Annotated in this window: 26 protein-coding genes; 22 read left to right on the top strand and 4 right to left on the bottom strand. The window is 37.0% G+C overall.

The window, feature by feature from the left end:
• Window positions 1–272 precede the first annotated feature (272 nt).
• From acnA to RZN25_11165, 11 genes are all read left to right on the top strand, one after another.
• Window positions 273–2,990: an aconitate hydratase AcnA gene (gene acnA / locus RZN25_11215; GenBank protein ID MEQ6377391.1), complete on the top strand. Its 2,718-nt coding sequence runs from the start codon at window positions 273–275 to the stop codon at window positions 2,988–2,990.
• Between the two features lie 57 nt (window positions 2,991–3,047).
• Window positions 3,048–3,626 carry a TlpA disulfide reductase family protein gene (locus RZN25_11210; GenBank protein MEQ6377390.1) on the top strand — a complete coding sequence of 193 codons (579 nt, stop codon included), beginning with the start codon at window positions 3,048–3,050 and terminating at the stop codon, window positions 3,624–3,626.
• 37 nt (window positions 3,627–3,663) lie between these two features.
• Entirely contained in the window at window positions 3,664–3,801 is a 138-nt protein-coding gene (locus tag RZN25_11205) for an FbpB family small basic protein (GenBank protein ID MEQ6377389.1), read from the top strand.
• A gap of 186 nt (window positions 3,802–3,987) precedes the next feature.
• On the top strand, window positions 3,988–4,131 hold the full coding sequence (locus tag RZN25_11200) for an acid-soluble spore protein N (GenBank protein MEQ6377388.1): 144 nt from the start codon (window positions 3,988–3,990) through the stop codon (window positions 4,129–4,131).
• Between the two features lie 8 nt (window positions 4,132–4,139).
• Window positions 4,140–4,376, top strand: a complete 237-nt coding sequence (tlp, locus tag RZN25_11195; protein ID MEQ6377387.1) for a small acid-soluble spore protein Tlp — start codon at window positions 4,140–4,142, stop codon at window positions 4,374–4,376.
• A gap of 149 nt (window positions 4,377–4,525) precedes the next feature.
• Window positions 4,526–5,785 (top strand): threonine ammonia-lyase IlvA, encoded by a 1,260-nt coding sequence (ilvA, locus tag RZN25_11190; GenBank protein ID MEQ6377386.1) that lies wholly within the window; start codon window positions 4,526–4,528, stop codon window positions 5,783–5,785.
• A 77-nt stretch (window positions 5,786–5,862) separates the two neighbouring features.
• Entirely contained in the window at window positions 5,863–6,021 is a 159-nt protein-coding gene (locus RZN25_11185) for a hypothetical protein (protein ID MEQ6377385.1), read from the top strand.
• Between the two features lie 129 nt (window positions 6,022–6,150).
• The gene (locus RZN25_11180; protein MEQ6377384.1) at window positions 6,151–6,540 is read left to right on the top strand and encodes a hypothetical protein; all 390 of its coding nucleotides are present in this window, start codon (window positions 6,151–6,153) and stop codon (window positions 6,538–6,540) included.
• 132 nt (window positions 6,541–6,672) lie between these two features.
• Complete coding sequence (locus RZN25_11175) at window positions 6,673–8,967, top strand: AAA family ATPase (protein MEQ6377383.1); 2,295 nt, start codon at window positions 6,673–6,675, stop codon at window positions 8,965–8,967.
• Window positions 8,954–9,379 carry a thioesterase family protein gene (locus tag RZN25_11170; protein ID MEQ6377382.1) on the top strand — a complete coding sequence of 142 codons (426 nt, stop codon included), beginning with the start codon at window positions 8,954–8,956 and terminating at the stop codon, window positions 9,377–9,379. Before RZN25_11175 ends, RZN25_11170 begins: the two co-directional genes overlap by 14 nt.
• 3 nt (window positions 9,380–9,382) lie before the next feature.
• Window positions 9,383–9,685, top strand: coding sequence for a hypothetical protein (locus RZN25_11165; GenBank protein MEQ6377381.1), 303 nt, complete (start codon window positions 9,383–9,385; stop codon window positions 9,683–9,685).
• Window positions 9,686–9,872: 187 nt separating this feature from the next.
• Here the strand turns inward: RZN25_11165 and yidD are convergent, their stop codons facing one another.
• From yidD to RZN25_11150, 3 genes are all read right to left on the bottom strand, one after another.
• Complete coding sequence (yidD, locus tag RZN25_11160; protein ID MEQ6377380.1) at window positions 9,873–10,127, bottom strand: membrane protein insertion efficiency factor YidD; 255 nt, start codon at window positions 10,125–10,127, stop codon at window positions 9,873–9,875.
• Between the two features lie 25 nt (window positions 10,128–10,152).
• Window positions 10,153–11,088: a GTP cyclohydrolase FolE2 gene (gene folE2 / locus RZN25_11155; protein ID MEQ6377379.1), complete on the bottom strand. Its 936-nt coding sequence runs from the start codon at window positions 11,086–11,088 to the stop codon at window positions 10,153–10,155.
• Between the two features lie 92 nt (window positions 11,089–11,180).
• Window positions 11,181–12,362 carry a CapA family protein gene (locus tag RZN25_11150; protein MEQ6377378.1) on the bottom strand — a complete coding sequence of 394 codons (1,182 nt, stop codon included), beginning with the start codon at window positions 12,360–12,362 and terminating at the stop codon, window positions 11,181–11,183.
• Window positions 12,363–12,584: 222 nt separating this feature from the next.
• On the opposite strand from RZN25_11150, the gene RZN25_11145 reads away from it, so the two are divergent.
• A complete protein-coding gene (locus RZN25_11145; GenBank protein MEQ6377377.1) occupies window positions 12,585–12,791 on the top strand; it encodes a hypothetical protein in 207 nt (68 codons plus the stop codon).
• Window positions 12,792–12,999: 208 nt separating this feature from the next.
• Here RZN25_11145 and plsY read toward each other — a convergent pair whose 3' ends face one another.
• Window positions 13,000–13,581, bottom strand: coding sequence for a glycerol-3-phosphate 1-O-acyltransferase PlsY (gene plsY / locus RZN25_11140; GenBank protein MEQ6377376.1), 582 nt, complete (start codon window positions 13,579–13,581; stop codon window positions 13,000–13,002).
• A 123-nt stretch (window positions 13,582–13,704) separates the two neighbouring features.
• Here plsY and RZN25_11135 point away from each other — a divergent pair, with 123 nt between their 5' ends.
• The 10 genes from RZN25_11135 (at window position 13,705) to RZN25_11090 (ending at window position 26,333) form a co-directional block, all read left to right on the top strand.
• Window positions 13,705–15,438, top strand: a complete 1,734-nt coding sequence (locus RZN25_11135) for a glycosyl hydrolase family 18 protein (GenBank protein MEQ6377375.1) — start codon at window positions 13,705–13,707, stop codon at window positions 15,436–15,438.
• Window positions 15,439–15,533: 95 nt separating this feature from the next.
• Window positions 15,534–15,956 carry a CoA-binding protein gene (locus tag RZN25_11130; protein ID MEQ6377374.1) on the top strand — a complete coding sequence of 141 codons (423 nt, stop codon included), beginning with the start codon at window positions 15,534–15,536 and terminating at the stop codon, window positions 15,954–15,956.
• Window positions 15,957–16,164: 208 nt separating this feature from the next.
• The gene (gene parE / locus RZN25_11125) at window positions 16,165–18,117 is read left to right on the top strand and encodes a DNA topoisomerase IV subunit B (GenBank protein MEQ6377373.1); all 1,953 of its coding nucleotides are present in this window, start codon (window positions 16,165–16,167) and stop codon (window positions 18,115–18,117) included.
• Between the two features lie 15 nt (window positions 18,118–18,132).
• Window positions 18,133–20,580, top strand: coding sequence for a DNA topoisomerase IV subunit A (gene parC / locus RZN25_11120; protein ID MEQ6377372.1), 2,448 nt, complete (start codon window positions 18,133–18,135; stop codon window positions 20,578–20,580).
• 145 nt (window positions 20,581–20,725) lie between these two features.
• Complete coding sequence (locus RZN25_11115; protein ID MEQ6377371.1) at window positions 20,726–21,847, top strand: CAP domain-containing protein; 1,122 nt, start codon at window positions 20,726–20,728, stop codon at window positions 21,845–21,847.
• Between the two features lie 22 nt (window positions 21,848–21,869).
• Complete coding sequence (locus RZN25_11110; protein ID MEQ6377370.1) at window positions 21,870–22,712, top strand: sulfurtransferase; 843 nt, start codon at window positions 21,870–21,872, stop codon at window positions 22,710–22,712.
• 200 nt (window positions 22,713–22,912) lie between these two features.
• The gene (locus RZN25_11105; protein ID MEQ6377369.1) at window positions 22,913–23,536 is read left to right on the top strand and encodes a TetR/AcrR family transcriptional regulator; all 624 of its coding nucleotides are present in this window, start codon (window positions 22,913–22,915) and stop codon (window positions 23,534–23,536) included.
• Window positions 23,537–23,593: 57 nt separating this feature from the next.
• The gene (locus RZN25_11100) at window positions 23,594–24,739 is read left to right on the top strand and encodes an acyl-CoA dehydrogenase (GenBank protein ID MEQ6377368.1); all 1,146 of its coding nucleotides are present in this window, start codon (window positions 23,594–23,596) and stop codon (window positions 24,737–24,739) included.
• A gap of 12 nt (window positions 24,740–24,751) precedes the next feature.
• A complete protein-coding gene (locus RZN25_11095; protein ID MEQ6377367.1) occupies window positions 24,752–26,122 on the top strand; it encodes an acetyl-CoA carboxylase biotin carboxylase subunit in 1,371 nt (456 codons plus the stop codon).
• The gene (locus RZN25_11090; GenBank protein MEQ6377366.1) at window positions 26,115–26,333 is read left to right on the top strand and encodes an acetyl-CoA carboxylase biotin carboxyl carrier protein subunit; all 219 of its coding nucleotides are present in this window, start codon (window positions 26,115–26,117) and stop codon (window positions 26,331–26,333) included. The genes RZN25_11095 and RZN25_11090 overlap by 8 nt, the downstream gene beginning before the upstream one ends.
• The last annotated feature ends 1 nt before the right edge of the window (window position 26,334 follow it).

Genomic DNA, 26,334 nt, shown 5'->3' with positions numbered 1-26,334 from the left:
AGCATTTTTGTAGATTTGAAGTGTCAAACTCCCGGAAGACTTTCGATCACATTTGGACATTATAAAAGCACATATAGAAGAATAAGCTTGTTTAAAAATGGCTTGTGTAAATTGCAAGTCATTTTTATTGGCTTGACAACTACAATAACGAATCATTTTACTTATAAATCGTTTTCATTTAAAATATAAAAGTGCAGAAAAATTGAAACAATTGGGGAATGTTGGAGTTGATTCGATTATACTCCGCGGCGAACTATGAAGGAGGGGGAAAAATGGCACGAGATAATGCATTTCAAGCTCGTAAGCAATTTGAATTGAACGGTAAAAAGTATAATTATTACCGACTTAAAACCCTAGAAGAAGCGGGTAAAGGGGAAATTTCTAGATTGCCTTATTCTGTCCGCGTCTTACTGGAATCCGTCCTAAGACAACATGATGGACGAGTTATTCAAGATGAGCATGTTGAAAAATTAGCAAGATGGGGCACAGAAGAAGGAAAAGGAGTAGATGTTCCTTTTAAACCTTCTCGCGTAATTTTACAGGACTTTACAGGTGTTCCAGCCGTTGTTGACTTAGCTTCTTTACGTAAGGCTATGGTTGATTTGGGTGGTAGTCCTAATGAAATTAACCCAGAGGTTCCAGTTGATTTAGTAATTGACCATTCCGTACAGGTTGATCGATACGGAACGGCTGATGCTTTAAAAAGAAATATGGAATTAGAATTTGAACGTAATGCAGAGAGATATGAATTTTTGAAATGGGCTCAAAAAGCTTTTGATAATTACCGTGCAGTACCACCTGCAACAGGAATTGTACACCAGGTTAACCTTGAATATATTGCCAAAGTAGTTCATGCAGTTGAAGGTGAAAACGGTGAATATGAAGCCTATCCAGATACATTAGTAGGTACAGATTCTCATACCACCATGATTAACGGTTTAGGTGTTCTTGGATGGGGTGTTGGAGGAATTGAGGCTGAAGCTGGAATGTTAGGCCAGCCATCTTACTTCCCTGCTCCAGAAGTTATTGGTGTTAAACTAACAGGTTCATTTCCAAATGGAACTACAGCCACTGACCTAGCGTTAAAAGTCACCCAAGTTCTACGCCAAAAGAATGTTGTTGGTAAGTTCGTGGAATTTTTTGGACCTGGATTAAAGGAAATGCCTCTTGCAGATCGTGCAACCATTTCCAATATGGCTCCTGAATATGGTGCAACATGTGGTTTCTTCCCGGTTGATAAAGAAGCACTTGAATATATGCGATTAACAGGAAGAACGGAAGATCAAATTTCTCTAGTTGAAGAATATTGTAAGAAAAATGATCTTTGGTATTCCCCAGAGTATCCTGACCCAGAATTCACTGAGTTAGTAGAAATCGATTTATCTGAGCTAGAACCCAATCTTTCTGGACCAAAACGTCCACAGGATTTAATTCCACTTTCTGAAATGAAAAAATCCTTTAATAAAGCTTTAACTACTCCAGCAGGAAATGCAGGCTTTGGATTAGATGAAAGTGAAATTAATAAAAAAGTTGAGATTGAACATCCAAACGGCAAGAAGTCTGTGATGAAAACAGGCGCAGTTGCCATTGCAGCTATTACTTCTTGTACAAATACATCTAACCCATATGTTATGTTGGGCGCTGGTCTTTTGGCTAAGAAAGCAGTAGAAAAGGGATTAGAAGTGCCTAAATATGTGAAAACTTCACTAGCACCAGGATCAAAAGTAGTTACTCGTTATTTAGAAGATGCTGGATTAATGACATACCTAGATAAACTTGGGTTTAATCTTGTAGGTTATGGATGTACGACATGTATTGGTAACTCTGGTCCATTAGCTGAAGAAATTGAAGAAGCTATTGCTTCCTCTGATTTGACCGTAGCGTCTGTACTTTCAGGAAACCGTAACTTTGAAGGTCGTATCCATCCATTGGTAAAAGCTAACTATTTAGCTTCACCTCCACTTGTAGTCGCCTATGCCTTAGCAGGTACAGTTGATGTGGATCTTGAGGATGACCCAATCGGTAAAGACAAAGATGGAAATAATGTTTACTTTGCTGATATTTGGCCTTCAATGGAAGAAATTAAATCCGAAATTGCTAAGGTAGTAACACCAGAAATTTTCAGGAAAGAATACGAATCAGTTTACAACTCAAATGAAGAGTGGAATAATATCAACACAACAGATGAACCACTATACGAGTGGAATGAGGATTCTACCTATATTCATAACCCACCATTCTTTGAAGGGTTATCTCCAGACCCAGAAGAGGTTAAGTCTTTGTCTGGTTTGCGTGTCATTGGTAAATTTGGCGATTCTGTAACGACGGACCATATCTCACCAGCAGGTGCAATTGCTAAAGATATGCCAGCAGGTCGTTACTTGCAGGAAAAAGGAGTTTCACCTCGTGACTTTAACTCCTATGGTTCACGTCGTGGAAATGATAGAGTAATGACAAGAGGAACTTTTGCAAATATCCGAATCCGAAACCAGATCGCTCCTGGAACAGAGGGAGGATATACCACTTACTGGCCAACAGGTGATGTAATGCCTATTTATGATGCAGCTATGAAGTATAAAGCTGATGGTACTAGCTTACTTGTAGTAGCTGGAAAAGACTATGGAATGGGAAGTTCCCGTGACTGGGCTGCAAAAGGAACGAATCTGTTAGGAATTAAAACAGTCATTGCTGAAAGCTTTGAAAGAATTCACCGTTCAAACTTAGTGATGATGGGAGTTCTTCCTCTTCAATTCAAACAAGGTGAAAGCAGTGAAACTCTTGGTTTAACAGGGGAAGAATCATTTGATATTTCTATCGAAGAGAATGTGAAACCACATGACCTTGTTCAAGTTACAGCAACATCTAAAAATGGGAAAAAGACTAACTTTGAAGTTATTGCACGCTTTGACAGTGAAGTTGAAATTGACTACTATCGTCATGGCGGAATTTTACAAATGGTATTGCGAAATAAGCTTCAAAAGAATGGATAATAAAAAAGCAACGGGATTCCGTTGCTTTTTTTCACAAGATGAAAGGAAGATTACAAATTGGTTCAACGTTGGATATCCTTCATTTTACTCATAGGTTTAATTGGTGTCGCTTTCTACACTATTTCTAATGAGTTGAGTTCGAATCATTCAGTAGAGGAAAATGTTCTGTCTAGCGAGGAAGTAAACAATACTCCTCAATTACCTGAAGGACTAAAGGTTGGGGAAGTTGCGCCTGATTTTACTCTACAAACTTTGGACGGTAAAACCGTAGCACTATCAGAGCTTCGAGGAAAAAAGGTCTTTGTGAATTTTTGGGCTACATGGTGTCCACCATGTAAAGAAGAAATGCCAGAAATGCAATCTTTTTATGAAAAGTATAAGGATGAAGTGGTCATTCTAGCTATTAATTATACGACTACAGAAAGTGGAAAAGAAAAAGTTAGCTCCTTTATTCAAGAATATGGATATACCTTTTCTGTACTCCTTGATCCTGAAGATGAAGCCACAAAACCTTATCGAGCTGTTGCACTTCCCACAACGTATTTCATTGGAACGGATGGCAAAATACAGTTAGAAAGACATGTCGGGCCTTTAACAGAAGAGATGATGATTGAAAAGATGAATGAACTCTCCTAAATTTGGTTATCCTATTATAAAAATAGGAGGGATCGCCATGAAAAGGAGAAAGCGGAAATCATTTGAAGAACTTGTACAAGAAAATCGAATGTTGATTGAAAATGATCAATCTGCGATGGAGAAGATTGAAGAACGTGTTTTTGAAAGATTGAACGCATTGAAAGCCAGGTCATAGACCGAGGCTTTTTTACTGATAGGAAACTTTACCTATCAGTATGAGGACAACCAAAGCATACACCCACAAGCTTGCTGAATGCCTTGGTTTCTAATCTTTACCAAAAAATGATGAGTCCTTCTTTAGCATACTCTCTGTCCATCGAATCATACTATACATGAGGTGTTAAAAAGGAGGAATGGATACATGGGTAATCCGAAAAGGGATAGTAAACATTTCGCCCCTGACCATTTAGGGACACAACCTCGAGGTTTTAGTGGAAACAAAGGAAAAAAAATGCAAGTTAAAAGTAGATATCAAACACAAGTTATACAAACAAAAGGAAAATAGGGGGATGGATGGTGAATCGTAATTATCCAAAGCCAAATCCAGACGACCGATCTGATAATGTTGAAAAGCTTCAAGATATGGTTCAAAACACAATAGAAAATATTGAGGAATCACATGAAGCTATGCAATTTTCTTCTAGAGAAGAGAGACAACAAATAGAAGAAAAAAACAAACGACGCGAGGAATCTATTGAAGGATTTCGTCGGGAGATAAAAGACGAATATCGCAATCAACACAACAAATAAAAAAATGAAAGCGGTTTACAAAAATAGTAAACCGCTTTCATTTTTTTATTAGTTAAATTTTTCAGAAAATATTCGCAAATTGGTTTTTCTTAAGTAAAGGTTGTGGTAGTATAAGTCTAAATATTTTATGCAGGGAAGGAAGTTCAGCGGTGACGAAAACATTACAAACCATTCAAGTGAAAGATATCTTAATCGCAAATCAAGCTCTAAAAGACGTAGTGGTGAAAACTCCACTCCAAAGAGATGAAATATTATCTAACCGATACGATTGTAATGTTTATTTGAAAAGAGAAGACTTACAAGTAGTTCGTTCCTTTAAAATACGTGGAGCTTATAATCTAATGCAAAGTCTAACTCCTGAAGAGCTTAAGAATGGAGTAGTTTGTGCAAGCGCAGGAAATCACGCTCAAGGTGTAGCCTATTCTTGTAAGGCACTTGGTGTGAAGGGCAAGATTTTTATGCCTACTACAACCCCACGGCAAAAGGTATCTGCAGTTGATTTTTTTGGGCAACCGTTCATTGATGTTGTTCTGACAGGGGACACATTTGATGATTCTTACAAAGAAGCAGTATCATATTGTTCAGAAAATAGTATGTCATTCATCCACCCTTTTGATGACGAAAGAACAATTGCAGGGCAAGGTACAGTTGGACTGGAAATTTTGGACTCTGTTGAAGAATCTGTTTCCCATGTATTTATGTCCATAGGGGGTGGGGGGTTAATCTCTGGCGTTGGATCCTACATGAAGAGCATTAGCCCGGATACAAAAGTTATAGGTGTAGAACCATTAGGTGCTCCAAGTATGAAACGGTCAATGGAAGCCGGAAAAGTAGTTACCCTTGATAAAATTGATAAATTTGTTGATGGTGCAGCCGTAAAACAGGTTGGAAATATTCCTTTTGAAATCGGTAATCAAGTTATTGATGATATCATTGTCGTTCCTGAGGGCAAGATATGTACTACCTTACTGGATCTTTATAACGAAAATGCCATAGTTGCTGAACCAGCTGGTGCTATGCCGATAGCAGCACTCGACTTTTATCGAGAAGAGATTAAAGGAAAGAATATTGTTTGTATCATTAGTGGGGGAAATAACGATATTGATCGAATGCAAGAGATGAAAGAACGGTCATTAATTTATGAAGGGTATAAACATTACTTTATTGTAAATTTTCCTCAAAGAGCTGGAGCACTACGCGAATTTATGATGGAAGTGTTGGGGAAAAACGATGATATCACTCGATTTGAATATACGAAAAAAAATAACAGGGATAAAGGGCCTGTCCTTGTAGGAATTGAACTACAAAATAAGAGTGATTATGAACCTCTAGTTCAGCGTATGGAACAAAACGGTTTTTCTTACATCGAAATCAATAAAGATCAAAATTTGTTTAACCTTCTTATTTAAAAAAGAATTCTCCCTCCAAAAATATCATAGATATTAGATAAGCTTGTCTATCTTTGATTTTAAGGAGGATTTATGGGATGGTAATTCCCCCTATTCTTATTACGTTAGCTTGGGTTTGTATTGTGGTTCGATGTGGGATGCGTTTTTACCATTTAGTTGGCCGACGGACGAAGGATTGGTTAGAAATATTGTTTCAACTCTCCGTTGGTATCATTGCCTTATCATTTTTGCTATAAGAGTCTTAAGCTTTCAAAGCTTGCGGAGAAATAAAAATCTATGAAAGCTTTTTATCTTTTGAACCTTAAAATAAGTTAAGGAATTTTTTCTCAAAAGCAAAATAAATTAGTAGCGAAGGGGGGAATAGGATGAATTTTATCTTTGTGATTTTAGGAATTATTGGCTACGTTTTAACTGCATTTGCAGTTATGAAAATGGCACAAAATGAAAATATTGACTATGCTTGGCTGGCCTGGATTCCAATTGGGAACATGTGGGTATTGGGAGAACTTATTACGGAAAAATTAAAAGGAAATGGTGGCATGAAACTATTAATCATTTCGGTCATATCCATTTTTGTCTCCATGATTCCGTTTCTTGGTTCTATTATTGTAGCTATAGTCGGTATTGTTGTTATCTACTGGTTACTTGAAAAGTATTCAGAGAATGCAGTATTACACACTGTTCTTTCTGTTTTAATCCCTATTTACTGCGCGATCATACTTTTTATCCATCGAGATCGACCGGCAAGATATTAAACAAAGTCCTTTGGGCTTTGTTTTTTTTGAATCTTATCGAGCTTTTCTAACCTTTTCCTAAGCCTTGGTTAAGTCCTTACTATGGAGATTATGTTACACTATCAGTGTTAATTTAAAAAGGTGGGAACAAACATGAGGAAATATGCTCCCTTACAGGATTTACAAGAAAATTGGTTACATCTAATGGATCCAATTTCATTAACTGAAGCTGAGGCACTTCGTATAGTGGATTTATGGGATACCGATGACAAGGAAGAATTAGCTCTTCTTTACACATATATTACCTTTCAAAGAATCATTCGAAATCGCAAAAGAGATCATATTTCTGACTATTTTTTAAATAAGGCGAAACAGATCCAACCAATTAGAAAGACAGAGGAAGTTGAGAGCTTTATTATATGGTTAGAAAGTCTGCAATTATCTGAATATATTTCTGGAGAACTTGTTCCAAGAGAAACGGATCACATGTCGATTAAGCAAAATAAAATGGCTCAATTACTAGAAGAAATAAAGACATTTAAGGATTTAATTCCAAATGGTGACGACCGAACTCCTTTAAGTGATGAAGATTCACTTTTGTTCCAAGAACTTACTAAACTTCAAAATAGTGTGATAGATTTGCATGAAGTTCTTCTGGAATTACAAAAAGAGGGACAAAAGAATATATCTTCTCAGTCTCTTTCCAATGTTCAATCTTTTTTTAAAGAGATCATGAAATCACTTGATGAAATTCAACTATTAACACCTAATTGGATAAATGACATAATGCGTCCATCTCCTTTAAAAGAGTTAGATAATATGATTGGGATTAAACAGGTAAAAGAATATATTCGCAACTATTATTTATTTTTAAAATATCAGCAAGATAGGAAAAAGCTTGGTCTTTCGATGAAAGATGAACCTGGATTGCATATGATTATAACTGGTAATCCTGGAACTGGAAAAACAACGATTGCTCGGCTTTTAGCAAAGCTTTACGCAGATCTTTCTTTGCTTAAAAGTGATGAAATTGTAGAGGTGAATCGATCCCACTTGGTTGGGTCTTATGTTGGGCAAAGTGAAGAAAATACAATGTCCTATATCAAACAAGCTGAAGAAAAGATACTTTTTATTGATGAGGCCTATAGTCTTAAAAGAGAAGGACAAACCGGGAATGATTACGGACAGGCCGTTATTGATACACTTGTCTCAGCGATGACTAGCAAGGAGCATCAAGGGAAATTTGGAGTTATTCTTGCAGGATATCCTGAAGAAATGAGACAATTTCTATGGTCTAATTCGGGGCTGAGAAGTAGATTTCCTGAACAAAACCATATAGAATTATCGGATTATAAGATGGAAGAGTTAATTATCATTTCCGAGCAAATGGCACTAGAAAATGATTACTTTTTTACAGAAACCGCACTTAATGTATTAGAAGAAGCTATTGATCAAAGGAGAGTAGACCAGTCATTTGGGAACGCTAGAACCGTTAAAGATGTCATCTTATCTGTTATTTTCCATAAAGGGGTAAATCGAGATCAAGAAAAATTAAAAAATTCGATCATGGACCATATGCGTATAACAGAAGATGATATTCGATTTGTTCTAGAGAACAATAGAAACGAAAAAGATCCAGAGGTAAACCTTCAATCATTAGTTGGTTTAGATCATATTAAAGCAGAAGTTGAAAAAATTTCATCCTTTGTAAATATGCAGCAAAGGAGAAAAGAAAAAGGATTCCCTAAAGTTCCGATACAATTACACGCTGTTTTTTCTGGAAATCCGGGAACAGGAAAAACAACCGTAGCGCATCTCTATGCACAGATTTTAAAGAATTGTGGCTTATTAAAAAGGGGACATATGGTTGTTGTTTCTAGAAGCGATCTAGTTGCAGGTTATGTGGGTCAAACGGCTATTAAGACTAAACGTAAAATTAGAGAGGCACTTGGTGGAGTTTTATTTATCGACGAGGCTTACTCTTTAATGCAAGGAAGCCAACAGGATTTTGGTAAGGAAGCTATTGACACCCTAGTTGACGAAATGACGAAACATGAGGAGAATTTAGTTGTCATTCTAGCTGGGTATGTTAATGAGATGAATTATTTGTTAGAGAGCAACCCTGGATTGTCTTCAAGGTTTAAAAAATATTTCCATTTCCCAAATTATACCCCTGCGGAAATGATCCGAATGGGTAATCAAATTGCCAATTCTTATAAATATCAGGTAAGCAAAGAGGCAATAAACCAGTTGGAGGAAAACTTGAATTCAGAAAAAATAAACGGGAATGGGCGATTTATAAGGAATATTATTGAAGAGGCCATCCAATTTCAAGCTTTACGACAAGAACGGGATGACTCTCAAGCAGATTGGGATATTTTAAATAAAGATGATATCTTAAATGCATGGAAAATGGTAAAGGAGAGAGAAGGAAATGGTCGTGAATGAGACTACTATTAAAGTAAGATACGCCGAAACAGATCAAATGCAGGTTGTTTATCATGCAAACTATTTGGTTTGGTTTGAAATTGGAAGAACAGCTTTAATTGAACAATTGGGGTTTAGATATGCCGACATGGAAAAAGAAGGGGTTGTATCACCTGTTGTACACGCAGATGTGGCCTTTAAAACACCGGTAAGATATGGAGAAACGGCTACCATAAGAACTTCCATTTCTTCCTACACTGGAGTACGAGTAATTTATTCCTATGAAATATTTAACGAAAAAGGGGAGCTTTCTGTTCAGGGAAAAACAGAACATGTTTGTGTTGAACAAAAATCGTTTCGACCTATTTCAATCAAAAAAAGGTTCCCTGATTGGCACCAAGCTTATGAGGAAGCGCAAATAAAGGAGTCATAAAACATGGCATTTGGAGTGAACAGAAAGGAACTACAACAGTGGAAGGAATCGATTGTTAATGGGGAAATTGCCTTTTTAACTCACTATTGGATAGATGACCGTTTTCCTGATTGCAATACTGTAACAAAGGTAGGGGCAAGATCTATCGAGGAATTAGAAAAATGGGGGAAGAAATATGGGTTAAAGTCGTATATGATAGACCGACATCCCGAATTTCCTCATTATGATTTATTTGGAGATTGGCAGTTAAAGATTTTAAGAGCAGAAGGCAAAACAGAGCAAATCAAACGTTTTAGATTAGGCTAGTAAAGGGTTATCAAAAAATACATGAAACAAAAAATCCCGGGCAGGATTTCTTTTGTCCGGGATTTTTCTATTTTATCCCGCATGAACGGGTAGCCAACCAACCATGAAGCAAGCTTCACCAACAAGGATAAAAAATTTAATGTTTTATTTTCATGAGAGTAATCCCCACACTGATTGAAATTTCACTTTATCTCTCTTGTGTAGTCTTTGAGGATCGTTGTTTTGTACTTTTTTCAGGAACCAAATCAACTCCTCCAGGATGAAAGGGATGACATTTTAAAATTCTTTTTATGGTTAAATATCCACCCTTAAAGGCACCGAAACGTTGAATGGCTTCCAAACCGTATTGTGAGCAGGTCGGATAAAATCTACAAGATGGTGGTGTCAACGGTGATATAAATTTCCGATATCCTTTTATAACAGCAAGTAATAGATATTTGATCACATTAACCATCTCATTTCATCATCTATTCTTCATATCGTTTATCATAAGTCAACTGAGCAATAGCATCATGCAGGTGAATCGATTCTTCATTTTGACAGCGAACGGTAAATTTCTCAATAAAAGGCATTTCGTATAAGTCAGCAGCCACTAACCTGACCACATCTTCTACAAATCTTGGATTTTCATATGCATGTTCAGTAACGTATTTTTCATCAGGGCGTTTAAGCACAGGATGTAAAACGGCACTTGCATTAGACTCAGCGGCATGTAATAGAGCTGCTTTCCAATCTTTTTGCGTATCATCAAAATCATCATCAAGCACGACTTCTATAGAAACCTGTCCTCTTTGATTATGTGCGCTATATTCACTAATCTCCTTAGAGCATGGACATAGAGTAGTTATGGTTGCACGTAAACCTGCTTGAATGTCATATCCAGTTTTTTTATCATAGTTTACTTTTATCGTTGCTTCTGCATGGTTGAGACCACCGATTTGGGATGATGGACCTTTTCTTTCAAAAAACCATGGGAAACTTACTTCAACAAAGGAATCGTTTTGTTTTAATCGATCAGCAAGTTCCTTGGTGAATTTTTTTAAAGTACTTAAGTCTAATGCAAAGCCTTCTTGATGATACTGATCTAACTGTTCTGTGAACCGACTCATATTAGTGCCCTTGCTATCTTTAGCAATCGTGGATGAAAAGGTGAAGGTTCCAATAGTAGTCTGAACTTCAGGTGCGAGTTCGCTGTAGATGCGTATAGGATGCTTTACATTAGCAATACCCACCACATCAAGGTCAAACAAAAAATCTTTCTTGGTATTTTGTAAATCCACCATTTGTTCTTTAGTGACAGGCTTTGTTCTTGGTCCTGGCTCAACAGATCCAAATAATTTATGACGCTCTTCCTTAGAAGGTAGATCTTTATTTTTATTTTTAGAAATAGAAACTTTATTCATGAAGCTACTCCTTTCAAACCAACAATATGTGCTTTGAGTATACATGATTTATTTAGAATAAATCCAATTAAACAACTTAGGATGAGGAGAAACTATTCAGTAAAATATTTACGAATCCTCATGTCAGGAACCCATTGAGTCATATGTGCTTTCGTATTTTCAAAAACACTATTGCTATTAGGTAATCCATATTTTGAAGCCCCATACAGGGACACAATTCTATAGTTTCTATAATTGGAATGATAAACGTAAGTAGGAGTAAACACTGGGGAACCTATTGAATTTTCAGTTCCAATAGGTCCAACCTTATGAGTCAAGGTAAGCTCCATAATTCCACCTATACGTCGATCTAAAGTTGTTTGTCCAGATATGAAATTGCCAAGTGAATAAATGACGAATCCTCTTGAACCGTCTGCACGTGTGATCCACTCTGCTGGTTGAAGAACATGTGGATGATGGCCAAGTATAATATCCGCGCCTTGATTGATAACAGAGGTCGCTAACTCTTTTTGCATACTTGATGGTAATGGTTGATATTCATTCCCAAAATGAAGGCTAACGATAATAAAGTCAGTTTTTTTCTTTAGTTCCTGAACAGCACGGATTATTTCTTCTTCATTTATATAGTTCACTAGATAAGGTTTATCTGGAGGACGAACAATCCCATTCGTACCATAGGTATAAGCTAAAAATCCGATGTCCATTCCATTTCTTTTTAAAATTCGAGAAGTTGCTTGGTCTTCAAAGCTATTAAAACTGCCCACGTATTCTAGTCCAATTTCAGACAAGTTCTTCGTACTATTTAATACGCCTTTTTCATAAAGATCAAGCGAATGGTTGTTTGCATTCGAAACAATATCTACACCAGCATCAAAGAAGGCTTCACCTACTTCAACTGGGGAATTGAATTGAGGATAGGATGAGAGCCCCATTTCTACTCCACCGAGAATCGTTTCCTGATTCGCAAATGTAATGTCTGCTGAAAGTAAAAGCGGTTTGACAAACTCTAACATAGTACGAAAATCATAGTCTTCTCCATTCCATGCATCTCTATATAAAGGGCTATGTATAAGTATGTCACCAATAGCTCTTAGTGTGACTGCAGTTTCAAAAGACTTAGCCGTTTGCTCTTCCCTCGTTTTTAATGCATGGGAACTAACAGGTTTTATTTCTTTTTCTGTGCTTTTTTGGGTAAACTGATAAACAATTAAGGTGCTGATAATTAAGATGAAAGCTATAGAAAGGCTAAAAAACATACCATTTTTCTTTTTCATATTGCCACCCATTTCAAAAACATGATAATCCTATTATAGGACATGCAAAAACGTTTCTAAAGATAAAACTTTTATTTACAGTTTTTCTTAAAAAGTATTTTATTATGAGGGATACTGAGTATTTGAATATTTTGTGAATGTTATCACATTAATGTAGCAATCGAATCGAAAATCTCTTACAATAAGTTTGTGAAGAAAAATACAGAATGGAAGGTGACTATCGTGAAGGGCACAGCTGTGTTAACGCGTGAGAAATCATCAATTTTAATATTAGAGAACTTGGATCGGCAAACTTACGAGGAAATCAAAAATCAATGTGGTTGTGAACATTGCAATTGCTCAGTGGATGAGAAGAGAGTAGTTGACTTAGGATATGTGCTGCCTATTGGATATAAAGAAGACGAAATTGATTGGGATTATGGATATTAATATCATACATTAAGTAACCCCCGAAAGTTAAAACTTTTGGGGGTTACTTTTTTTAAAAGATAAGTATAAAATTGTCTAGCTCCAGCGAAAAGCTTCATCGAATAATCTTCGAAGTTTTTGCCCCGAGTAATCGCACAAAGGAAAGCTACATAGAGCTACTTCGCAGAAACAAGTGCTTTTCTTGTTTCGAAGGGCGCTTGCGCTTTTCTTACATCCATTTAATCTTGGGTTCTGTCCCTTCTTTGATACGTTTGATATTGGTTCGATGTCGATAGATAATAAAAATAGTGAGAAGTCCAATCACGATTGTAAGTCCAATGTCACCAGTGAAAATAGAGTAAACGACACCAGTTACTCCTGCAACCATTGAAGATAAAGAGACGAATTTTGATAGATATAGAGTCAGAAGAAAGGTTAGGACTAGTATAAGAAACAGTAGTGGATTAACCGCAAGGATAACTCCACCTGAGGTTGCTACAGCCTTTCCCCCACGGAATTTTGCGAAGAGTGGATAGGTATGACCTAACACCGCGAAAATTCCAATAATTAGTGGATCTGCTGATGCGTTAAATATTATTGGTAAAGAAGTGGCAAGTGTTCCTTTTAATATGTCAGAAGCAGTAACAATGATTCCAGCCTTAATACCAAGAACTCGGAAAGTATTGGTGCCTCCAAGATTACCACTGCCGTGGTGACGTATGTCCGTATTATAACCAATTTTTCCAACAACTAAGGCGAAGGGAATAGATCCTAATATGTAGGCGATAATTCCGAAGATAATGTAGTCCATAATATACTTCCTTCCTAGCAAAGTTTTTTCATTTAACAAAAGGTTGATAGTAAGTATAGTTTTCTTGGTTTTTCCTGTGTTCAAATTTAAAGATTTTCGATACGATTATGTTGGGGGGATACTATGAGACAAAAAACGACAATGAATACGGTTCAAATCGCATCTGTGTTTATCGTTACCGCATTCTTTATTACTTTAACACTTAGCATTTATATTTTATATCCTTTTCCATCAAAAGAAAAGACCTCATATTTTAATTCGGAAACTACTCTTATCTTCAATAACTCAATTTATAATGAAGGGGTATGGACAGATGGTCAACTATTTCTACCTATAACCTTTATTAAAGAATACATTGATCCGAATATTTATATGGAAAACTCTTCTGAATCTGTCATTATCACAACAGAATTTGATGTGTTCCAACTTACACAAAATCAAACAAAGATAGAAAAAAATTATGAAACTATCTCTCTTTCATTTCCTGTTTTAAAAAATTTTGAAGGACATCCATATGATCCATATGTTGCTGCGGATTGGCTTGAAGATGTCTATCCAATTGAAATTACACGTGTTGAATCAACAGGAGCTATTTTTATAAAAAAAGATGGAGATCAAGAGAAACTTGCTTCTGTTAAACCTAATGGGGAAGAATATGAATACCAAATGCGAACAGAGCCCAATTTTAGATCTTCGTATGTTCATGAAGTTAAACCAGAAGAAAAACTGATATTGGAGGAATCGGGGGAAAAATTCAGCAAAGCCCGATCAGAGGATGGATACGCAGGATTTCTTCCAAACGATCTTCTATCACAGTATGAAACAAAAACGATCATTATCAATCAAGACCAAAAAAGCTATATCCCATCTATTACTGGACCCATAAATGTGACATGGGACGCTATTTATCAAGCAAATAATAACCCTTCTGATGTAACTACAATGGCAGGCGTGAATGTTATCTCTCCAACATGGTTTCATGTGAAAGATTCTTCAGGAGAAATTGAAAACATGGCATCTAAAACCTATGTAAAAGATGCCCATAAAGAGGGGTATCAAGTATGGGCGCTTTTTTCTAATGACTTCGACCCTGATAAAACACACGATGTATTATCCTCATTTGATCGACGAAAAAAGATGATTCAGCAACTGTTAGCTTATGCTGAGATCTATGGAATACAAGGTCTTAATGTCGATTTTGAGAATGTTTATGAAGAAGATGGCCCCTTTTTAACTCAATTCATGAGGGAGCTTACACCTCTTGCACATGAAGCGGGCTTGACCATATCGATGGACATCACTTTTATTTCAAATAGCCCAATGTGGTCAAAATTTTATGAGAGAGAAGAATTAGCGGGGATAGTCGATTACTTCATGGTGATGGCCTATGATGAGCAACCAGGAGGTTCGTCTGTCGCAGGGAGTGTTTCAAGTCTTCCATGGGTTGAGAAACACTTAATACGCACCTTAGAAGTTATCCCTTCCAAAAAGGTATTATTAGGAATTCCGTTTTATACTCGGTTATGGACGGAGGAAAAACAAGAGGACGGATCGGTAAAAGTTTCATCAAAAGCTCTCACGATGGATCAGGTAAAACATTGGATAGAGAAGCGTGGAGTTGAACCAGTTTATGATCAAGCATCAGGACAAGACTATGTAGAAGTAGTGGAAGGAAACAAAACCTATCGTGTCTGGATAGAAAACCTAAACTCTCTTAAAAAAAGAGTTCGACTAGCCGAGAAATATGAGCTAGCAGGTATTGCGAGTTGGAATAAATATTTCGCTGAAGAGGAAGCTTTTCTCACACTAGAATCAGAATTAAAAAGTAAAAACCTTGTAAAGTCTGATCAACCGTAAACCTTTTGTTAGCAATGATTTCCTTTTTCCTATAGAATAAAGCTATTAGCAAAAGAAATATGGTGAAAGTTTAAGGATAAAAGGGGGACCTAGGAATGTATTCAAATCCATCTAATGAAGAGATCGGAAAAATTTTAAAAGAAGCGAAAACTATTGCTGTTGTTGGATTATCTGATAAATCTGATCGAACATCCTATCAGGTTTCAAAAGTTATGCAAGACGCGGGCTATAAAATAATTCCGATCAATCCAACGGTTGATAAAGTGCTGGGAGAAAAAGCTTATCCTTCTTTGTTGGACATTGAGGATGATATTAAGATTGATATCATTGATGTTTTTAGAAGATCAGAACTATTACCTGAAGTTGCAGAAGAGGCTGTTCAAACAAATGCAGGGGTATTTTGGGCTCAGCAAGGACTTTACAATGAAGAGGCTTATGACATACTAAAGAAAGAAAACAAAACAGTCATCATGGATCTTTGCATTAAGGTTGCCCATTCAGTTCTAGTAAAAAAATAGTTTTTTTTAAGAGATCCTTGCTTTTAAGCAGGGATTTTTCCTTTTGAATTCGAATCCTAATTACAAGAATTATTTGGAATTATAGAAAAAGGGTTTGGATTCCTAGCATAAAATAGCTAAAATAGGAGAAGCATAAGAAACTCGATTTACATAACAGAACAACTGTTCTAAGATATAACTATAGAAACGTCCGAAAGGGGAAACGAGTTTGATTATTAATACGTCTCAGTATAATGATGATTCCATTCAGGTGTTAGAAGGCATGGATGCTGTTCGAAAAAGACCAGGAATGTATATAGGAAGTACAGATAGTAGAGGTTTACATCACCTCGTTTATGAGATTGTGGATAATGCTGTAGATGAAGCGTTGGCGGGATTTGGAAATAAGATTCGTGTGACAATTCATAAAGATAATAGTATACAAGTGGAAGACGAAGGACGAGGAATGCCAACAGGGATGCACAAAACAGGCAAGCCCACACCTGAAGTTATCTTTACCATCCTGCATGCAGGGGGAAAGTTTGGACAAGGTGGATACAAAACAAGTGGAGGATTACATGGTGTTGGAGCATCTGTTGTTAATGCTTTATCTGAATGGTTAGAGGTAACTATTCATCGTGATGGAACTACGTATAAACAACGATTTGAAAATGGTGGTAAGCCAGTTACAACATTAGAAAAAGTAGGGAAAACCAGAAAATCAGGTACAACTATTCATTTTAAGCCTGATCCAACTATTTTTTCTGTAATAACTTATGATTTTGAAACGCTGGCTGAGAGACTACGCGAGGCAGCATTTTTGCTAAAAGGATTAAAAATTACAGTTAATGATCTACGTAATGATCAAAAAGAAGAATTCCAATATCCAGAAGGGTTAAAGGACTTTGTTTTATATTTAAACGAAGAGAAGGATCCACTTCATTCTGTGGTTTCATTTGAAGGTCATCAAAATGGAATTGATGTTGATTTTGCTTTTCAATTTAATGATGGCTATTCAGAAAATGTTCTCTCCTTTGTGAATAACGTTCGTACGAAGGACGGGGGCACCCATGAATCTGGTGCTAAAACCGCAATCACTCGCGTATTTAATGAATATGCGAGAAAAAATAATCTATTAAAAGAAAAAGATAAAAATTTGGAAGGAACGGATATTAGAGAAGGCTTTACTGGCATAATTTCTGTTCGTGTACCAGAGGACAAGCTGCAATTCGAAGGACAAACGAAAGGAAAGCTTGGGACATCGGAAGCACGGTCTGTAGTAGATAGCGTTGTTTCAGAATATCTATCTTATTTTCTTGAAGAAAACCCAGATAATGCAACCAGGTTGGTTAGAAAAGCAGTTAAGGCTAGAGAGGCCCGTGATGCAGCACGAAAGGCTAGAGAGGATACACGTAGTGGAAAGAAGAAAAAGCGTAAGGATACGCTATTAAGTGGGAAACTGACACCTGCCCAATCACGTAACCCTAAGAAAAATGAACTTTACTTAGTAGAGGGAGATTCTGCAGGTGGGTCAGCAAAGCAAGGAAGAGATCGAAAATTCCAAGCTGTCTTACCTCTTCGTGGAAAAGTAATCAACACGGAAAAAGCGAAGCTTCCTGATATTATGAAAAACGAAGAAATATCAACCATTATTCACACTATCGGAGCGGGTGTTGGTGCTGACTTTTCGATAGAAGACGTCCAATATGACAAAGTAATTATCATGACAGATGCTGATACAGATGGGGCCCATATTCAGGTTTTGTTACTCACATTTTTCTATCGTTACATGAAGCCTTTATTAGAAGCTGGAAAGGTTTATATCGCTCTTCCTCCTTTATATAAGGTTTCAAAGGGTAGCGGTAAAAAAGAACAAATAGAGTATGCTTGGGAAGAAGATCATCTAAAAAAAGTCACTCAAAAATTTAAATCGGGCTATACTTTACAGCGTTACAAAGGTTTAGGTGAAATGAACGCTGATCAGTTATGGGAAACAACCATGAATCCTGAAACAAGAACACTAATCCGAGTTACAATAGATGACGTAGCAAGAGCTGAACGGAGAGTTGTAACATTGATGGGCGACAAAGTTGAACCTCGTCGAAAATGGATTGAATCCCATGTTTCTTTCGGATTAGAAGAAGAATCTAATATATTAGAAAATGACAAAATTCAATCATAAGAGGAGGAACAACTTTTGGTAGGACCAGAAAAATATCTCGATTTGCCTTTAGAAGAAGTCATAGGCGATCGATTTGGACGATATAGTAAATACATTATCCAAGATCGTGCATTACCTGATGCACGGGATGGATTAAAGCCGGTACAACGTCGTATTCTTTATGCAATGCACCGCGAAAGAAATACTCATGACAAGCCTTTTCGTAAATCAGCAAAAACCGTGGGTAATGTAATTGGTAACTATCATCCCCACGGGGATTCATCTGTATATGAAGCTATGGTTCGTATGAGTCAGGAATGGAAGGTGCGGAATGTCCTTATTGAAATGCATGGTAACAATGGATCTATTGATGGAGACCCCCCTGCAGCCATGCGTTATACGGAAGCTAGACTTTCTAGTTTTGCTTCTGAATTGCTACGAGATATTGATAAAGAAACTGTTGATTTTGTGGAGAATTTTGACGATACGGATAAAGAACCTGTTGTTCTCCCCTCTAAAGTTCCACATCTATTAATTAATGGATCAACTGGAATATCAGCTGGTTATGCAACAGATATCCCTCCACACCACTTAGGAGAGGTAATTGATGGGGTAATCATGAGAATTGATCATCCTGAATCAACTATAGATGACCTTATGACAGTGATTAAAGGACCAGATTTTCCAACAGGTGGTATAATCCAAGGAATTGAAGGGATCAAAAACGCTTATAGTACTGGAAAAGGTCGGATCATACTACGAGGGAAAGCTACGATTGAATCTATTAAAGGAAATAAAGAGCAAATTGTAATTGATGAAATTCCTTACGATGTCAATAAAGCAAATCTCGTAAAAAGGATGGACGAGTTACGCCTTGATCGTAAAGTTGAGGGAATGGCTGAAGTCAGAGATGAAACAGATCGAACAGGATTAAGAATCGTGATCGAACTAAAAAAAGACGCAGATAGTCAAAGCGTTTTAAACTACCTATACAAAAATACCGATCTACAAATTTCCTATAACTTTAATATGGTGGCTATTCATAATAAGCGTCCAAAAGTTATGTCTCTTGCAGATTTTTTAGATGCTTACATTGACCACCAGAAAGAAGTACTCACTAGACAGTCAAAATTCGAGTTGAGAAAAGCGAAAGAACGCGAGCATATTGTGGAAGGTCTTATTAAGGCGATCTCCATCTTAGACGAAGTCATTGCAACCATTCGTGCTTCCAAGGATAAAGGAGATGCCAAACAAAGATTACAAGACCTTTACCAGTTTACAGATCCACAAGCAGAATCTATTGTTACATTGCAACTTTATCGCTTAACGAATACTGATATTACAGCCCTACAAAAAGAAGGAAAAGAGCTGGCAAACAAAATAAAAGAACTTGAAACTGTTTTATCTGATGAGAAAAAGCTGTTTTCAGTTATTAAAAAGGATTTAAAAGAGTTAAAGAAAAAGTATGAAGGCCCAAGGCTAACGCATATAGAAAATGAAATTGAAGAATTAAAAATTAATTTAGAAGCTATGATTGCAAGTGAGGATGTTCTGGTTTCGGTTACAAAAGAAGGATATATAAAACGTACAAGTCTTCGTTCGTATCAAGCCTCAAATGGCGAGGAATTTGCTATGAAAGAAGGTGACTATTTGTTGAATCTTCTTGAAATCAATACAACAGATAATATTCTTTTATTCACGAATAAAGGAAATTATTTATTTGTTCCTGTTCATGAATTGCCAGATATTCGCTGGAAGGATATGGGGCAACATATTGCCAATGTAGTGCCAATCGATAAAGATGAAGTCATCATTGATTCGATTCCGGTTCGTTCCTTCGAGGAGAAGAAATACTTAGTCTTTGTTACCAAAAAGGGAATGATAAAAAGAAGTGAACTTTCCTTGTATCATGCTCAAAGATATTCAAAACCTTTAGCAGCAATAAATCTTAAAGGGAATGATGAGGTTATAAATGTTTGGTTATCTGATGGGAATTCAGATGTCTTTTTAGCTACTTACAACGGATATGGGCTTTGGTTCCACGAATCGGAAGTCAACTCTGTTGGACTAAGAGCAGCAGGTGTAAAAGCAATGAATCTCAAGGATGGGGATGCAATCGTTAGCGGGCAACTATTTGATGATTTATCTTCCCCGAATCTATTTTTGTTGACCAATCGCGGTTCAGTAAAACGAATGAAGATTAGTGAATTTGAAAAAACGACCCGTGCTAACCGTGGGGTTGTCATGTTGAGAGAATTAAAACGCAATCCTCATCGAGTGGTTCAATTGTTTGTTGTTTCTTCACACGAAGCAATATTTGTAGAAAGTGAAAATGGGACAAGAGTTACTGTTGACCCTATGGAATTGAGGCATAGTGATCGATATAGTAATGGAAGCTTTATCATGGATACGGATGAAACAGGACCTGTAATTCGGTCTTGGAAAGAAGCCATTTATAATCAGCCTTTTAGTGAAAAAGAATGAGTAGATGATCTAAACTAATGGACAGCATGTGATTTCTTCTAGGAAGAAGTCACATGCTTTATTACTCTGTAAATCCAGTTTTTATTGTTTTTTCATTAATTTGGTGAGAAAATGGAAAGGATGATAGTGGGAATGGAGGGACTATATGAGAAAATTTCTTTTAACGATCATTCTCCTAGCTATCTTGTTTTTTATGTATCCTAGGATTCAAGAGAAAGTAAAAGAGGCAGATCCAGAATCTTTTATCGGAACAATCCAGACGGAAATGGAAGAAAGTAATATACCTGAAACTCTTAACAAGTTTTTTACAAATTTACAATTTTGGACCTCTGAATTGAAAGGGACCTTGAATGAGCAAGTAGATGAGTCAAGGTTTCAAAATATAAAGAAACCACAGCTGTTAAATCCTGTTGAGCAAACTTTTTCTGTTTACAATATTCAAATAGGAGACAGTCTTGATGAGGTAGAAGCAGTCTTAGGGTCTCCTAAACGTGTAGGTTTAAATGGATATGAAGTTCATTGGAGAACCTATCACGAAAGCTATCAGAACTTTGTAATGGTAGCCTTTGATTCTAAAGAAAACGTAGTTGCATTGTATACCAATCAGGATTTAATAGCATCCTCTGTAGGCATTACATTAAATACCCTCAAAGATCAGGTTCGTGCGGAATTTGGAGAGCCACTAGAAGGAATAAAAAAAGGATGGACGATCTACCAGACTCAAAACAACGGAGAATATGACCTATATGAAATGAATGGGAATTATGTCACCATTTTTTATGATAAACATGAAAATAACACCGTGACCGCCATTCAAATTATCGATAAAGACTTGGAACTTAAGAAAGATGGGATATATGGAGTAGGTAGCTCTGAATTGGCCGAGGCATTTGCTTACCAATTATTTGATGTCACTAACGCTACAAGAGTCAACCATGGTTTAACGATTCTCGAATGGGACGATATGGTTAAAGAAACTGCTGTTGATCATAGTCGGGACATGGCGGAAAACAATTTTTTTGGACATACCAATCTTGCAGGTCAATCACCTTTTGATCGAATGGATGAGGATGGTATTGACTATCGGATGGCTGGAGAAAATCTAGCTGCTGGCCAAACGAGTAGCATTTTTGCCCACGAGGGTCTAATGAATTCAGAGGGCCATCGAAAAAATATTCTTCAACCTGATTTTCGCTTGCTCGGAGTAGGAGTTGCTTTTAGTGAAGACGATCAACCTTACTTTACCGAGAATTTTTATACGAGGTAACTAAAAAAGGAGGTTAAGTCCTGTGTCTATTAAAAATTTAGTTGGTCTTGATTGGCTAAACAAACATATAAAAGATCCTAATTTGGTAGTTGTCGATTGCCGTTTTCAATTAGGAAACCCCAAGAAGGGATATGATGATTATTTGCAAGACCATATTTCAGGCTCTATTTATTTCGATTTAGAAAAGGATTTGTCAGCCCCTGTTTCAGAGCACGGAGGCAGACATCCCCTTCCTGCTATAGAAAATCTAGTACAGATATTTAGTCGAGCGGGCATAGATCAAACAAAAATAGTGGTGGCTTATGATGATCAGGGAGGAGCAATGGCATCAAGACTTTGGTGGCTGCTAAAATACCTTGGGCATGAGAAAGTGTACGTACTAGAGGAGAATTATACGAATTGGAAAAGAAAAGGATATCCAGTGTCTGCTGAAATAAGAAAACCTATACTTACACATTTTGAACCGAATATCCAAGATCAGATGTTAGTTTCAATGAATTATGTGAAACAATCTATAAATAACAAGGACGTCTTGTTCATAGATTCTAGGTCGAATGACCGCTATCAAGGGAAAAATGAAAATATCGATCCTATCGCCGGACATATACCTAGTGCTAAAAATGAAGATTGGCAAAACAGAATCACCAAAGAAGGACGCTGGAAATCACAAGAAGAACAAGAAAAAGGCCTCGGGATATACAGAAATCTAGATAAGGAAATTATAGTTTATTGTGGCTCTGGTGTCACTGCCTGTGTGAACTTTTTAGCGCTTGATTCAATTGGTGCTAATCCTAAATTATATGCAGGAAGTTGGAGCGACTGGATTAGTTATAAAGACAACCCTGTTGTCAATGAAATAAATTAAATATTTACAAACCCTTTTGGAGAGCAAGAGGGTTTTTCTATACCTGAAAATATGAAATTGATTAATCGTGGATTTGTTTTTATACCAAAAATACGTTTGGAATTTACAATTTTCAGAACTTTATGTTATTATGTAAGCGATTACAAAGTTTCATTTTTATAAACTGTGTCAATGGTGAAAAGTGTTAGGCGGGATTGGAAATGGCAGAGCTAAGAGATGCAATTATGGAAGCAGCACTTGAATTGTTTGAAAAACATGGCTATCACGGGGTAAGTGTTAATGACATTGTGAAGGCATGTAATACATCAAAAGGGGGGTTTTATCACTATTTTCAATCAAAGGATGATTTGCTTTTTGAAATACACGATACGTTTATTACTTACGTGTTGGAAAAAGCCAATCATGCCTTTGAAAAACACGAAAGACCTTTAGATCAGTTGTATGGGATTATCCAAGTATTTGTAAGAGTGTTTGATATTTATAAACCACATATTACAGTTTTTTATCAAGAAAGCAATTACTTAAAACCAGACTATGAGGAAGAAATTAAAGAAAAGCGGGATCAGTTCCGGTTGCTTTTACGTACAGTGATCGAAGAAGGAATTCAAAGGGGAGAATTCAGAAAAGAAATCCCTGCTAATATAACGGTAATGTCCATTTTAGGAATGGTGAATTGGACATACAAATGGTATCGAAAAAATGGGGAGTATTCGATCGAGGACATCGCAAATATTTTTACGGACTTCATTCTGCATAGTGTTGTTCATTCTTCTATGCTAGGAGAAGCAAGAACTAAGGGGTATTTATTAACAAAGGACACATGACTATGGCTTGTACCGACCAACCAGTCGGTCTAATTCACTTCACAAAGGGGGAAGTTTATGGATTTTACATTGTCCAAGGAACAGGAAATGACAAGGGAAATGGTTCACAATTTTGCCGAGGAGAAAATTAGACCCATAACAGTAGAAATTGATAGAGACTCAATGTTTCCAGAAGATATTTTTAAACAGATGGGTCAGCTTGGTTTGATGGGTATTCCTTTTCCTGAAAAATATGGTGGTTCAGGAGGGGACACTTTAACCTATGCTCTAGCAGTTGAAGAAATTGGTCGTGTATGTGGGAGTACGGGACTGAGTTACGCTGCAGCTGTAAGTTTAGGTGCATCACCTATTTATTATTTTGGGACAGAAGAGCAAAAGCAAGAGCATCTTATACCGCTAGCTAAGGGGAAAGCTCTTGGTTCTTTTGGTTTGACTGAACCTAATGCAGGTTCTGATGCTGGGGGGACCCAAACAAAGGCGGAATTAGTGGATGATCATTACATTATCAATGGAGAAAAATGCTGGATCACAAATGCAAGTTATGCTAGGACCATTACAGTGACAGCTGTTACTGGAAAAGATGAACGGGGAAAGAATATAATCTCTGCTATTGTCGTACCAAAAAACACAATGGGGTTAACGATAACAGCTCCTTATGACAAAATGGGTGTCCGAGGATCGAATACGACGGAAATTATTTTAGAAAATGTAAAAGTTCCAAAGGAAAATCTCTTAGGAGATCCCCAAAAAGGATTTAAGCAATTTCTTTACACATTAGATGGAGGCCGTATTTCCATAGGTGCACTCGCTGTTGGCATAGCACAAGGTGCATTAGAAAAGGCTCTAGCTTATGCGAAAGAGCGGAAACAGTTTGGGAAATCTATTTCCTCTTTTCAAGCTATTCAATTTAAATTGGCTGATATGGCAATGGAAGTTGAACTTGCAAGAAATATGGTTCATAAAGCTGCATGGCTGAAAGACCAAGGGAAGCCTTTTACCAAAGAAGCAGCCTTTGCCAAACTCTACGCCTCAGAAGCTGCTTTTCGAACCGCGAATCAAGCCATTCAGATCCATGGCGGTTATGGGTATATGCGGGAATACGAAGTGGAACGGATGTTGAGAGATGCCAAACTATTAGAAATTGGGGAAGGAACATCCGAGATTCAGAGATTGGTGATCTCAAGACAATTAGGTTGTGTGTAGGAGGGGTCTTTTTTGTTTGACAAAGTTTTGATTGCAAACCGTGGAGAGATTGCTTCACGAATTATAAAAACGTGTAAAAGACTAGGGATTCATACTGTAGTAATTTTTTCGGAAGCAGATACGGAGATGCCTTTTGTAAAAGAAGCAGATGATGCGTTCCTTATTGGAACTTCTCGTGTCCAAGATAGCTATTTAAAGATGGATGCCATCATTGATCTAGCCAAACAGGAGAAGGTAGACGCTATTCATCCAGGCTATGGTTTATTAAGTGAAAATGCAGATTTTGCGAAAAAATGTACAGAAGCAGGTGTTACGTTTATTGGTCCCACCTCAGAGGTCATAAGAACAATGGGAAGCAAGATTGAGGCTAGGAAAACTATGGAAGCTGCAGGACTTCCTGTTATACCTGGGATATTTCATGGAATTAAAGACGAAAATGAAGCTGTACTTGCAGCCCAATCCATTGGCTACCCAGTGATGATCAAAGCATCAGCCGGAGGCGGTGGAATTGGGATGGAAACTGTTTATTCTAATGAAGAGTTAAAAAAAGCCTTCGAATCGAACCAAAGAAGGTCCACTGCGTTTTTCGGAGATGGAACTATGTATATGGAGAAAAAGCTTGAAAATGCTAGACACATTGAAGTTCAAATTTTGGCTGACCGATATGGAAATGTCATTCACCTATTTGATCGTGAATGTTCCATTCAACGTAGACATCAAAAAATCCTTGAGGAAGCTCCTTCTCCATTCTTAACAGAAAAAACGAGAGAGAGAATGGCAGAAGCAGCTGTTATCGCAGCCCAAAATATTGGCTATCAGAATGCGGGTACTATCGAATTTTTAGTAGATTCAGAACAAAATTTCTATTTTTTAGAAATGAATACACGACTTCAAGTGGAGCATCCTGTTACAGAATTTATTACGGGCCTTGACTTGGTGGAGGAGCAGTTAAGAATAGCTGCTGGTGAAGAACTAAGATACCGCCAAGGGGACTTAAGAATAAAGGGGCACTCCATAGAGGTTCGTGTGTATGCAGAGGACCCGATTACTTTTTATCCATCGCCTGGATTAATCACAAAGTTATCTTTTTCTAAGGATTCTCGAGTGGACACAGGAGTTCAAGAAGGTGCAAAAGTGACGCCCTACTATGATCCAATGATTGCTAAAGTCATAGTACATGGTTCAAACAGGTCACAAGCAATAGAAAAATTGAACAGTGCATTAAATTATACAGTTGTGGAAGGGATAAAAACCAATTTGCCATTACTAAAGGTAATTGGAAAACATGAGAAATTTAAACAAGGGTCTACATGGACCACCTATCTACAAGATTATCAAATAACAAGTCTAGTAAAAGAAAGGATGGATATAAGTCATGGCTGATGTAGTTGCAAATATGGCAGGTAGTATATGGAAGAAGATAGTGACAGAAGGAGATACGGTTAATATTGGCCAGGATGTTGTTATTCTTGAGTCTATGAAAATGGAGATTCCTATATCAACTCCTGTGAAAGGAAAGGTGACCACCTTTTATGTGAAAGAAGGAGATTTTGTAAATGAGGGAGACCTTATCGCCGTTGTGGAAGAAGAGTAGA

It is taken from the genome of Bacillaceae bacterium S4-13-56 (assembly GCA_040191315.1).
GTDB lineage: Bacteria > Bacillota > Bacilli > Bacillales > JAWJLM01 > JAWJLM01.
This window is presented reverse-complemented; position numbering and strand designations above follow the sequence as displayed.

Excerpts from the sequence above, each read along its gene's own strand:
- acnA (MEQ6377391.1), top strand. The coding sequence starts at position 273 with ATGGCACGAGATAATGCATTTCAAGCTCGTAAGCAATTTGAATTGAAC.
- RZN25_11205 (MEQ6377389.1), top strand. The coding sequence starts at position 3,664 with ATGAAAAGGAGAAAGCGGAAATCATTTGAAGAACTTGTACAAGAAAAT.
- RZN25_11200 (MEQ6377388.1), top strand. The coding sequence starts at position 3,988 with ATGGGTAATCCGAAAAGGGATAGTAAACATTTCGCCCCTGACCATTTA.
- tlp (MEQ6377387.1), top strand. The coding sequence starts at position 4,140 with ATGGTGAATCGTAATTATCCAAAGCCAAATCCAGACGACCGATCTGAT.
- RZN25_11185 (MEQ6377385.1), top strand. The coding sequence starts at position 5,863 with ATGGTAATTCCCCCTATTCTTATTACGTTAGCTTGGGTTTGTATTGTG.
- RZN25_11180 (MEQ6377384.1), top strand. The coding sequence starts at position 6,151 with ATGAATTTTATCTTTGTGATTTTAGGAATTATTGGCTACGTTTTAACT.
- RZN25_11175 (MEQ6377383.1), top strand. The coding sequence starts at position 6,673 with ATGAGGAAATATGCTCCCTTACAGGATTTACAAGAAAATTGGTTACAT.
- RZN25_11170 (MEQ6377382.1), top strand. The coding sequence starts at position 8,954 with ATGGTCGTGAATGAGACTACTATTAAAGTAAGATACGCCGAAACAGAT.
- RZN25_11165 (MEQ6377381.1), top strand. The coding sequence starts at position 9,383 with ATGGCATTTGGAGTGAACAGAAAGGAACTACAACAGTGGAAGGAATCG.
- folE2 (MEQ6377379.1), bottom strand. The coding sequence starts at position 11,088 with ATGAATAAAGTTTCTATTTCTAAAAATAAAAATAAAGATCTACCTTCT.
- RZN25_11150 (MEQ6377378.1), bottom strand. The coding sequence starts at position 12,362 with ATGAAAAAGAAAAATGGTATGTTTTTTAGCCTTTCTATAGCTTTCATC.
- plsY (MEQ6377376.1), bottom strand. The coding sequence starts at position 13,581 with ATGGACTACATTATCTTCGGAATTATCGCCTACATATTAGGATCTATT.
- RZN25_11135 (MEQ6377375.1), top strand. The coding sequence starts at position 13,705 with ATGAGACAAAAAACGACAATGAATACGGTTCAAATCGCATCTGTGTTT.
- RZN25_11130 (MEQ6377374.1), top strand. The coding sequence starts at position 15,534 with ATGTATTCAAATCCATCTAATGAAGAGATCGGAAAAATTTTAAAAGAA.
- RZN25_11115 (MEQ6377371.1), top strand. The coding sequence starts at position 20,726 with ATGAGAAAATTTCTTTTAACGATCATTCTCCTAGCTATCTTGTTTTTT.
- RZN25_11105 (MEQ6377369.1), top strand. The coding sequence starts at position 22,913 with ATGGCAGAGCTAAGAGATGCAATTATGGAAGCAGCACTTGAATTGTTT.
- RZN25_11100 (MEQ6377368.1), top strand. The coding sequence starts at position 23,594 with ATGGATTTTACATTGTCCAAGGAACAGGAAATGACAAGGGAAATGGTT.
- RZN25_11090 (MEQ6377366.1), top strand. The coding sequence starts at position 26,115 with ATGGCTGATGTAGTTGCAAATATGGCAGGTAGTATATGGAAGAAGATA.